We start from the raw sequence: 11112 nt of genomic DNA, 5'->3' as shown, positions 1-11112 counted from the left end.
GCTCTCAAAACTGAGCAACGAGTGAGTTAAAAGCTTTACGAAGTAAAGCTCGCTTCGGAAGCATGCTTCCTGAAGACTTATATTTGAATGTTTCCGTTGCAGGAAACGATTCTCCATAGAAAGGAGGTGATCCAGCCGCACCTTCCGATACGGCTACCTTGTTACGACTTCACCCCAATCATCTATCCCACCTTCGGCGGCTGGCTCCTTGCGGTTACCCCACCGACTTCGGGTGTTATAAACTCTCGTGGTGTGACGGGCGGTGTGTACAAGACCCGGGAACGTATTCACCGCGGCATGCTGATCCGCGATTACTAGCAATTCCGACTTCATGCAGGCGAGTTGCAGCCTGCAATCCGAACTGAGACCGGCTTTGTTGGGATTGGCTCCATCTCGCGATTTCGCAGCCCGTTGTACCGGCCATTGTAGTACGTGTGTAGCCCAGGTCATAAGGGGCATGATGATTTGACGTCATCCCCACCTTCCTCCGGTTTGTCACCGGCAGTCTATCTAGAGTGCCCACCCGAAGTGCTGGCAACTAAATATAAGGGTTGCGCTCGTTGCGGGACTTAACCCAACATCTCACGACACGAGCTGACGACAACCATGCACCACCTGTCTCCTCTGTCCCGAAGGAAAGGTACATCTCTGTACCGGTCAGAGGGATGTCAAGACCTGGTAAGGTTCTTCGCGTTGCTTCGAATTAAACCACATACTCCACTGCTTGTGCGGGTCCCCGTCAATTCCTTTGAGTTTCAGTCTTGCGACCGTACTCCCCAGGCGGAGTGCTTAATGTGTTAACTTCGGCACCAAGGGTATCGAAACCCCTAACACCTAGCACTCATCGTTTACGGCGTGGACTACCAGGGTATCTAATCCTGTTTGCTCCCCACGCTTTCGCGCCTCAGCGTCAGTTACAGCCCAGAGAGTCGCCTTCGCCACTGGTGTTCCTCCACATATCTACGCATTTCACCGCTACACGTGGAATTCCACTCTCCTCTTCTGCACTCAAGTCACCCAGTTTCCAGTGCGATCCGGGGTTGAGCCCCGGGATTAAACACCAGACTTAAATGACCGCCTGCGCGCGCTTTACGCCCAATAATTCCGGACAACGCTTGCCCCCTACGTATTACCGCGGCTGCTGGCACGTAGTTAGCCGGGGCTTTCTTCTCAGGTACCGTCACCTTGAGAGCAGTTACTCTCCCAAGCGTTCTTCCCTGGCAACAGAGCTTTACGATCCGAAAACCTTCATCACTCACGCGGCATTGCTCCGTCAGGCTTTCGCCCATTGCGGAAGATTCCCTACTGCTGCCTCCCGTAGGAGTCTGGGCCGTGTCTCAGTCCCAGTGTGGCCGATCACCCTCTCAGGTCGGCTACGCATCGTCGCCTTGGTGAGCCGTTACCTCACCAACTAGCTAATGCGCCGCAGGCCCATCCCCAAGTGACAGATTGCTCCGTCTTTCCAGTTTCCTTCAGGCGAAGAAAACAATTATTCGGTATTAGCTACCGTTTCCGGTAGTTGTCCCAAACTTGAGGGCAGGTTGCCTACGTGTTACTCACCCGTCCGCCGCTAACCATCAGAGAAGCAAGCTTCTCTTCAAGTCCGCTCGACTTGCATGTATTAGGCATGCCGCCAGCGTTCGTCCTGAGCCAGGATCAAACTCTCCAATAAAGTATTGAAAAGAGCGATAAGCTCATTTTGAATCTGACGAGATTAAAAATCTCATTTGTGCTCCAGTCGATTCAAGCCAAGGCTTGTTTCCAACTTTTGCGTTCATTCTGCAAGCAGAATGTTCACTCACTCGTTGTTCAGTTTTCAAAGATCAAACCTGTTTCGTTACCGAACGCCGTTCTCTTCAGCAACTCTTATATAATATCATGTCCGAACCAACTTTGCAAGCTCTTTTTTCAAGTTTCTTTCGAAGCTTATTTCATTCGCTTGCCGCACCGTGTAAACTGTGTTTTCTTGACCGGATTAATAATATATCACGTACAGATATTAATTACAACACTTAATTTAATAAAATTCATTTACTACAAATCAACTACCTTTACTGCGTTGCTCTCCTCTATCCCAGTGTAAAGTTTATTATAGCTTAAACGACACTCTCCCCATTCATATATCACCATACAAGTCTAATTGACTTAAACTCATTAGCCTACATCTCCTCTCATATATTTTAGCTTCATTAAGTACGCTCAATTTAGGTTGTCCTTTTATCAAGGTCATGTAAAATTACTGGGGGTACTGTAAGTTGCCACGAGTATAAGTAGAACTATTATAGAAGATACACAAAGAAAGTGATGCACGCATAAAACTATACGTGAACCACTTTCTTGTGTGTTATTACATTATATATAGAAGGAAACTCTTAATGTTGTGCCTGTGCTGATGCTGGAGGCGTCATCGTCATTTGTCCATTACCTGCTTTTTGCATGCCAACTCGCAGCAACGTAATTCCCCACGTAATAATCGAGATCAACAGAAGATGAACCATGTATCCCCCCACTGCTTCTCCACTATAGATCAAACGCATAAATCCCTGTACCCCATTGGAAGCGGGCAGAAAGTTTCCTATATAACGGTAGAATGGCGCCAGCATCTCGGCTGGAATGATATTTCCTGCTGTCATCAACTGGAGCGGAACCATAGCAACATTAAATAGAGGGCCTGCATTACCAAACAGGGCAAAACTCATTTGTGTAAAACAGATACAAGCCAGACTCACCAGCACATGATACAGATACAAAGCGCCGAAGGAGCTCGCAACATCCGTGAACTGAAGAGCTACTGTATCCACAATTAGGGGAACAATCACAGCTATACACAATAACAGCAATTGCCGTCCCCAGAAGATTTCCCATTTGGAATGGGTACGCTTCATGATATTCGACGTAATATTGAACTGAATGTTCATGGTCATCGAAGCAATGTAGGTGATAAAACCCAGAATCATGGGCAGCATCGATGTTGCAAAATCACTCACGCTGTTCGTTTTATTAATTTCAGCCTTCACAGGCCCTTCATTCATCTTCTCCATCGCTTGTCCAATAGCTGCACTCAGTTCATCGCTGTTTATACTGTCATTATTGAGTGTCACTTGAACCTTGGATTCCAGAATCCCTTGACCCATTTGTGCGGTCATTCCGGTCGCGGCATGTTCCACAATGGATTTGGCTACATCCGCATTTCCCTGATTGATATAAAAGGACAAGCTCGCCTCTGTACCTCCTTCAATCTGGTCAGTGAATCCTTCCGGAATAACAATAATCATCGCATAGTTACCTGCATTCATCTGTTGCTCAGCTTCCTCGGCAGATCCCAGAACATTGACATGGAAAGGCGCTAGCGTTTCAATCTGCTTCTGCACCTCTGTTCCCTGTGTCCCATCTTCGTTCACGAGAGCAACTTGAAGTTGATCCACTCTCTCCGTGGCTTGATGATAACCTGTCATCCAGATCACAACAAATAACAGCGGAACAATCAATGCAAAAACCAACCCTATTTTTGTCTGTGGCACTTTAAGAAAATCTTTGAAGCTTTTCATTCGTTCACGACTCCCGTTAGTTAAAATTAAAATAATTGCACTACATATATATATGCACATGCACATATTTGGTCAAAAAAATTTATTTCATCTTTTCATAGATGCGATTCATCACATTCATGAATGCTTCAAGCTCTTCAGGAGAACATTCGGCGAGTGCCTCTTGCTCTTGCTGTTTTGCCTTTGGTGTAAGAACGTTATTCATTTCCAGTCCTTCCGCCGTCAAACAAAGCAAAACCGCTCTGCGGTCCTGTGGATCTTCTTCTCTTGTCACCAGACCTTTGCGAATCAACTTGTCTATAATTTTGCCTACCGTTGTCTGGTCCCGCACTGTTAATTCAGCCAGTTTTTTCTGTGATATATGGCTTCCAGCCTTGCTCAATTCATTCAGAACTGCAAATTGTTCCGGAGTAATATCCTGTTTGCTCAGATTTCTGGTTGTTGTTTTTTTGTATGCCAGATACGTCCGTGACAGAATCAGTCCAAGTGGATTTTCATCCATATTAACAGGCATGCTGTTGCTCCTTTCTCTATATAGTAGCACTACCATCTAATTTGCGTAAGCTCTATATTATTACCATATTTACAATACTGTCAATTTAATTTTTTTCCAAGCAAAAAGAGACCCACCCGTTAGTCAGGCAGCTCTCTCCTCTGGCATCGTCAAACCATACTTACTCGGGCTTGCCACTTGAAGTTTCGGTATCGTCCTTCTTCTTTGTACCTTTACTTTTATAAGGCTTCGGGGCACTTTTTGCCCGGTTTGCAGCGGCTTGCCAACGGTTCCAGCCTTTTTTACCCGTACCACGGCCGGTGCCGCCTTTTCCTTTTGCATTGCTCATGTTATCACTCCAATAATCCTGTATATGCTTAAAAATGACCGTCCTCGGTAACTTATTATGCAACCCAGCCCATCTAATTCACTTCCAGCATTTCTTATTATACCAAAAATCCACGTCTTTACGTCCATTTCCAAAAATCATTGTATTGTTATTCTGTTATGAAAGCGGTATAGTGGACATAATTGAAAGAGGAAGCTGCGTCTTCTTCGGGATTGTTACTGGTAAGCAGGCGATACCCAAACCAAGGCTGTCTATTAGGCCTTAGTTTGGGTTTTTTGTTATTATTACGACCAATTGAGGTGAAACACATATATGATCATCCGTCAGATTTTTAACAACAATGTCATCCGGGCTGAGAACCAGGTTGGTCACGAATTTGTTGTCATTGGCAACGGTCTTGGCTTCAAAAAGAAAAACGGGCAGCCTGTGGATGAGGATAAAATCGAAAAAACCTTTGTGCTGAAATCAGATAAAATACCGCAAAAACTCATTGATCTGATTGGGGAAACATCGGTTGAATATTTGAAGTTAGCAGACGAAATTGTGGGCCATGCCAAAAAGGAAATGGGCGATATTTTTAGTGATAATATCTATATATCATTGATCGATCATATTCAGTTTGCCATTACCCGGTACCGTAAATCCGTCGGGCTGAAGAATTCCCTTTTGTGGCAGATCAAGAAGTTTTACAAGAAGGAATTTGGGATTGGCATGAACGCTGTGGAGCTGATCCAGGAACAATTCGGCATCCAGATGGATGAACATGAGGCCAGCTTTATTGCAATGCATTTTGTAAACGCTCGTCAAGATGCTCAAGGCATGAAACAAACCGTTGAAATCACTGAAGTTATTGATGATATCTTCAACATTGTGACCAACCATCACCACATCGCCCTGGATGAAAATTCATTTAATTATTCCCGGTTTATTACCCATCTTCAATATTTTGTGCAGAGAATGTTGAGTAATGAACAGGAGCAATTTGCTTCAGGAGACAACTTTCTGTATGAGCAGGTGAAGGACAAATATAGCAAGGCATTTGAATGCACCCAATTAATCAATCAGTACCTTGAAGAAAGGTTTGAAAGTGCCATGTCCATTGATGAAAAGGTGTATTTGACGATCCATATTCAACGTGTCACTTCTCGTAACGAGTTGCTGGGCGCGGAATAAAAAAAGCTTGCAAACGATTACGGCGTCAGATATAGTAGGTCTCACAACTTAACGACAAGGATTGTTACTGCTCAAGCAGGCGATACCTAAATGATTGGCAACAGGTCATCTTTCCGATGATCATAGCCATTCGTTTAGGTATTTTTTTGTTTTCAGGCAATCTTAACAACAAAGGAGAATGAACATGGATCATAAAAAAATGGGAGATGACATCGTTCGTCTCGTCGGCGGAGAAGCCAATATCAATGGTCTTGTCCACTGTGCGACCCGGCTGAGATTTGACCTGAAAGATTCGAAAAAGGCCGAACGCGAAACGCTTGAAAAACACGATGGTATTATTACCGTTGTCGAAAGCGGTGGCCAGTTCCAGGTGGTCATCGGTAGTAACGTGGCTCATGTATATGCGGAGATCATGAAAAACCGGGATTTTGAAGGAGATTCCTCCTCATCGGCTGAGTCCACGGGGGAAAAAACCTCGCTATTATCCAAAGTTTTTGAAATTATATCCGGAAGTTTCTCGCCGTTAATCCCGGCTATGGCAGGATCAGGTATGCTAAAAGCTTTGCTGACTGTCCTGACCATGCTCGGATGGATGTCGGATACAAGTGACACATACTTGATTTTATCCGCTGCCGGCAACGCTGTATTTTATTTCTTGCCCATCTTCCTTGGCATCACACTGGGTATGAAGCTGAAAGCCAATCCTTATGTAGCTGGCGTAATTGGTGCCGCTCTGATGGAACCGAGCTTCACCGGGCTGATGGATAAGGGCTCAGATGTATCGTTCCTGGGTATACCGGTTGTCATGATGAATTATTCAGCCAGCGTATTCCCAATCTTCATATCGATTAGTATCTATGCTGTTCTTGATAAGTTACTCAAAAAAATCATTTTGAAAGACCTGCAATTGTTCCTTGTACCGATGATTGCTTTGATGATTATGGTTCCTTTGTCTGCAATGGCCTTCGGACCATTCGGCACCACGGTAGGGGACTGGATCTCCTCCGGCGTAACTTGGCTCATTGGCGTCAGCGGCATTTTGTCAGGCATTGTACTGGGTGGATTCATGACCTTCATGGTTGTCTTTGGACTCCACTGGGGCTTCACTCCAATCACGATACAGAATATCGGGGTTGGCGGCGATCCGATTGAAGCCATGGCTGCTGCAGCTGTATTTGCACAAATCGGTGTAGCCTTCGGTATTTTCCTGAAAGCCAAAAAGAATAAAACCCTGCGAACCCTTGCTGGCTCGACCAGCCTTACCGGTTTACTTGCAGGAGTAACTGAACCAATCGTATACGGTCTGATCTTGCGTTATAAACGTGTAATTCCTATCGTAGTCATCGCAGGTGCGATCGGCGGTGCCATTAATGGTCACTTTGGTGTTAAAATGACTGCTTATGTGTTCCATAATATATTTGCCATTCCCGTCTATACACCAACAGTTGTCTACGTAATTGCGATTGCCTGCTCCTTTGCGGTAGCAGCGGTATTAACCGTGATGTTTGGTTATGAAAGCAAAACGAAAGACACAGCTTCCGAGAATAATGAATCTATCTCCAGCACATCGGCTGAAAGTACGCCGGCAGAACTTCCTGTCATACCTGAGACCAAAACAACGGAGATCAAGAAAGAACAAATTTATAGCCCACTTACAGGTAAAGCCGTAGCACTGAGTACTATTAATGACCCCGCCTTTTCGACTGGTGCTATGGGCAAAGGTTTGGCGATTGTCCCTGAGATTGGTGAAGTTGTCGCTCCGGTAGACGGTGTTGTCACTTCCCTCTTCCCGACTGGACATGCCATTGGTTTAACAACCAATGCAGGTACGGAGATTCTGATTCATATTGGCATCAACACAGTAGCGCTGAAAGGAAAATACTTCTCTCCTGTCGTTCAGGAAGGGGATATCGTCAGACAGGGCGATCTGTTGATCCAGTTTGACATCGATAAGATCAAAGAAGCCGGATACGAAACCGTAACCCCTGTCATTGTAACCCTAACGCAGCAAGAAGTGGATGTGTTCGAAACGAATCAAGAGCAGGTACAGAAAAATGATGTCCTGCTGACTCTTGTTGTCTGACACAACTTATCTTATACGAATTCAACTTAGGAGGAACTAACCATGAAACATACTCAACTGAAACCATTTCCTAAAGATTTCTTCTGGGGAGGTTCAACCTCTGCCTATCAGATTGAGGGAGCCTGGAATGAAGATGGCAAAGGCCCTTCTGTCATCGACATGGGCAATCACGTGGAAAGTGTAACCGACTTCAAGGTAACCAGTGATCACTATCACATGTACAAAGAAGATGTGGCGTTGCTGGCTGAAATGGGCTTCAAAGCCTACCGTTTCTCCATCGCATGGACACGCATCTATCCGCAAGGAGCGGGTGAAGTGAATCCGAAGGGACTCGCCTTTTACGATTCTCTCATTAATGAGTTAATTAAATACGGTATTGAACCCATAGTGACGATGTATCACTTCGATCTTCCTTACGCCCTTGAAGAAAAAGGTGGCTGGTCCAACCGTGCAACGATTGATGCTTTTGAACAATATGCCAAGACCCTTTATGAGAACTACGGAGATCGGGTTAAATATTGGCTGACCATCAACGAACAAAATATGTTGATCCTGCATCCCGGCTCTCTGGGTACACTGGATACAACACTTGTTGATCCGCAAAAAACACTGTATCAGCAAAATCACCACATGCTGGTTGCTCAAGCTAAAGCCATGGTGCTATGTCATGAAATGCTGCCTGAAGCCAAAATTGGCCCAGCCCCTAATATCGGTGTAATTTACCCGGCGAGCTCCAAACCAGAAGACACACTCGCGGCTGATAACTATGCTGCCATTCGTAACTGGCTCTATCTCGATATGGCGGTATATGGACGTTATAATCATATTGCCTGGAGTTATCTCGAAGAGAAAGGATATACGCCTGTCATTGAAGACGGAGATATGGACATCCTGGCGCAAGGAAATCCTGACTTTATTGCGTTTAACTATTACACTTCCCAGACGGTTGGTGAAAGTCTGAACGATGGTAATGACTTCTCTCATACAGGAGACCAGCATGAAATTGTGGGTGAACCAGGCGCATATAGAGGATCTGTGAATCCCAATCTGCAAAAAACGGAGTTTGGTTGGGAAATTGATCCGGTGGGCTTCCGCTCTACCCTGCGTCAGATCTACTCCCGTTATCATCTGCCATTGATTGTTACGGAAAACGGTCTGGGTGCATTTGATAAACTGGAGGAAGGCGACGTGGTTAACGATCCATATCGTATTGAATTTTTCAATAAACATATCGAACAGATTCAACTGGCAATTACGGACGGCGTGGATGTATTTGGCTTCTGCCCTTGGTCTGCGATCGATCTGGTCAGCACACATCAAGGGTCGAGCAAACGTTATGGATTCATCTATGTGGATCGTGAGGAATTTGATATCAAGGAATTGAGACGTATCCGCAAACAGAGTTTCCACTGGTATCAAAAACTGATTGAAACGAATGGAGAAATTCGTTAATACCGTACTCCTTTAATATCATAAAAAAAACAGTCGACCACACGTTAGGTGTGATCGACTGTTTTTTTGTGTTAATGTACTTCATTTCCAATTATAAAATTACATTTCAGCCTTCGGTTGTTTTACCGCTTTGGCCCCTCTGAGTACCCGTAGGGATAACAGGAAACAGATCGCCAGAACGGCAGCTGCCGAAACGTAAGGATAGTTAATATTCACATCGAACAATGCTCCAGCTACGATCGGGCCTGCGATATTCCCCAAACTGGTATACGCCGAGTTCAATCCGGCCACAAAGCCCTGTTGTTCTTGTGCCAGTTTAGACATCTGTGTACTGATCGCCGGACGTAAAATATCCATACCCAGAAAGACGATAAACGTTACGACAAGAATCATCCAGTACGTACTTACAAACAAGGTCAACAGTACAAATACGGCTACAAATAACAGACAGACTGAAATGACCATCTTTTCACCAAACCGATTGAGCAACCAACCGATCAGGGATACTTGCACAACCGCACCCGCGATGGAACCAAATGTAATGATAAATGCAATGTCTTTGGTCGTGAAGCCAAATTTGTGATCCACAAATAGTGAAAATACCGTCTCATAGTTCGCCAGACCAAATGCCATAACAAACACGATAATCAAGCTGAAAAAGTACGGTTCACGATATGAATTGAGCAATTGGGATACCATACCCGGAGCTTTGACCTTCTCTGCGCCAGCTACAGGTTTAGTTTGCTCTCCTGTGCTTCGCGTGGATTCAGGCAAAATAATCAATGTGATAATCGATGCCAGCAACCCGGCAACCCCTGCGGCGTAGAACGGAATTCGAATGCCAAAGTCAGCAATGTATCCACCAATTCCCGGTCCGATGATAAATCCGGTTGTAATGGCTGCATTAATCAATCCCATACCTTTGCCGCGTTCTTCCTCTGTTGTAATATCTGCGGTGTAAGCCATAACCGCCGGGAAGATCATCGCCGCACCAATACCACCAAGCATCCGGGCCGCGAAGAGCAAGACTGGTGCATTGACCGCACCAAACATAAACTCCGATACGGCAAAGATCAGCATGCCGCCAACGATAATTTTTTTACGTCCCCATGTATCCGACCATCGACCCGCAAGCGGGGAGAACAGAAACTGGGTGAAGGAGAATGCCGCTACCAGCAATCCAACCGTGAATCCGGTGATTTGCAGTAGATCCATATACGCAGGCATGATCGGCACAACCAGACCAATACCCGTAAAAACAAGAAAAATATTAAACATTAACAGCAGCAGTGCGCCCCTGTTCCGTGTAAGTAATGCCATGATTCCATCCTCCGTAGTTGTCAAAATGTTGCTTAAGCTTTATCCTTTGCAATCCCATGTAAGAATACACTGGCGGCCTGGCGGTATAACGCAAGAGCCTGATCAGGCTCCATCCCCCGTGACATCTGACTAAGACCAATAATGGTACTTTCCAATATCAGTGCGAGATTATCTACATTGTCTGCTTTGAACTCACCACTCTCAATGCCTTGCTCTATCATTTGTTTATTAAATTGAATATGCCGCTCAAACATTAAGGAGATCCGCTCCTCAATATCATTTTCTTTCTTTTCCCCTGTGAAGAACTCATCAGCCGCCTTCGTCAGGGGGTGATTCATATCGTCCAGAACTAATTGCTCCGCCAAACCATAAATCTTCTCCGTGGAGGTGTGATAGAGATGTTCTTTGGCCGCCCAGCTCTCTTCCCACTCTCGGTCCCATTCATCGATTAGATAGAGGAACAGACCTTCTTTACTTTTAAAATGGTAATATATATTGCCTTTGCTGCTGCCCGTCGCAGCTACAATATCCTCAATGGATGTTGCTTTATAACCTTTTTGTACAAAAAGGGCTTTGGAAGCATCCGCAAGTTTCTTCTTGGTCTGCTCGGTTTGAAGTTGCTTTTTATTCATATTCATTCCATTTCACTCCGTCCCATCCATACTGAACATTCGTTCTGTATTTTAACAGATGC

The 11112-nt window shown here is 45.1% G+C and carries 8 protein-coding genes and 1 rRNA gene; 3 read left to right on the top strand and 6 right to left on the bottom strand.

Annotation, left to right across the window (positions count from 1 at the left end; translation table 11 throughout):
- Positions 1–119: 119 nt before the first annotated feature.
- The 4 genes from ACETMN_RS04570 to ACETMN_RS04555 form a co-directional block, all read right to left on the bottom strand.
- A 16S ribosomal RNA gene (locus ACETMN_RS04570) occupies positions 120–1672 on the bottom strand.
- A gap of 700 nt (positions 1673–2372) precedes the next feature.
- Positions 2373–3548, bottom strand: coding sequence for a YhgE/Pip domain-containing protein (locus ACETMN_RS04565; protein WP_091019617.1), 1176 nt, complete (start codon positions 3546–3548; stop codon positions 2373–2375).
- Positions 3549–3630: 82 nt separating this feature from the next.
- Positions 3631–4062, bottom strand: a complete 432-nt coding sequence (locus ACETMN_RS04560; protein WP_179198640.1) for a MarR family winged helix-turn-helix transcriptional regulator — start codon at positions 4060–4062, stop codon at positions 3631–3633.
- A 160-nt stretch (positions 4063–4222) separates the two neighbouring features.
- Positions 4223–4390, bottom strand: a complete 168-nt coding sequence (locus ACETMN_RS04555; RefSeq protein WP_074093608.1) for a DUF3934 family protein — start codon at positions 4388–4390, stop codon at positions 4223–4225.
- Between the two features lie 312 nt (positions 4391–4702).
- Between ACETMN_RS04555 and licT the strand changes: the two genes are divergently transcribed.
- From licT to ACETMN_RS04540, 3 genes are all read left to right on the top strand, one after another.
- Entirely contained in the window at positions 4703–5563 is an 861-nt protein-coding gene (gene licT / locus ACETMN_RS04550; protein WP_091019621.1) for a BglG family transcription antiterminator LicT, read from the top strand.
- 184 nt (positions 5564–5747) lie between these two features.
- The gene (locus ACETMN_RS04545; protein WP_091019623.1) at positions 5748–7646 is read left to right on the top strand and encodes a beta-glucoside-specific PTS transporter subunit IIABC; all 1899 of its coding nucleotides are present in this window, start codon (positions 5748–5750) and stop codon (positions 7644–7646) included.
- 42 nt (positions 7647–7688) lie between these two features.
- Entirely contained in the window at positions 7689–9098 is a 1410-nt protein-coding gene (locus tag ACETMN_RS04540; RefSeq protein WP_091019625.1) for a glycoside hydrolase family 1 protein, read from the top strand.
- Between the two features lie 99 nt (positions 9099–9197).
- Here ACETMN_RS04540 and ACETMN_RS04535 read toward each other — a convergent pair whose 3' ends face one another.
- Positions 9198–10418 carry an MFS transporter gene (locus ACETMN_RS04535; protein ID WP_091019627.1) on the bottom strand — a complete coding sequence of 407 codons (1221 nt, stop codon included), beginning with the start codon at positions 10416–10418 and terminating at the stop codon, positions 9198–9200.
- A 32-nt stretch (positions 10419–10450) separates the two neighbouring features.
- Positions 10451–11050, bottom strand: coding sequence for a TetR/AcrR family transcriptional regulator (locus ACETMN_RS04530; RefSeq protein WP_091019814.1), 600 nt, complete (start codon positions 11048–11050; stop codon positions 10451–10453).
- Positions 11051–11112: the final 62 nt, after the last annotated feature.

The sequence above is a fragment of the Paenibacillus sp. M2 genome (genome assembly GCF_046713495.1).
In the GTDB taxonomy this organism is placed as follows: Bacteria; Bacillota; Bacilli; order Paenibacillales; family Paenibacillaceae; genus Paenibacillus; species Paenibacillus amylolyticus_B.
Note: the sequence above shows the minus strand (reverse complement) of the source record. Positions and strands in the feature narration are given on the sequence as shown.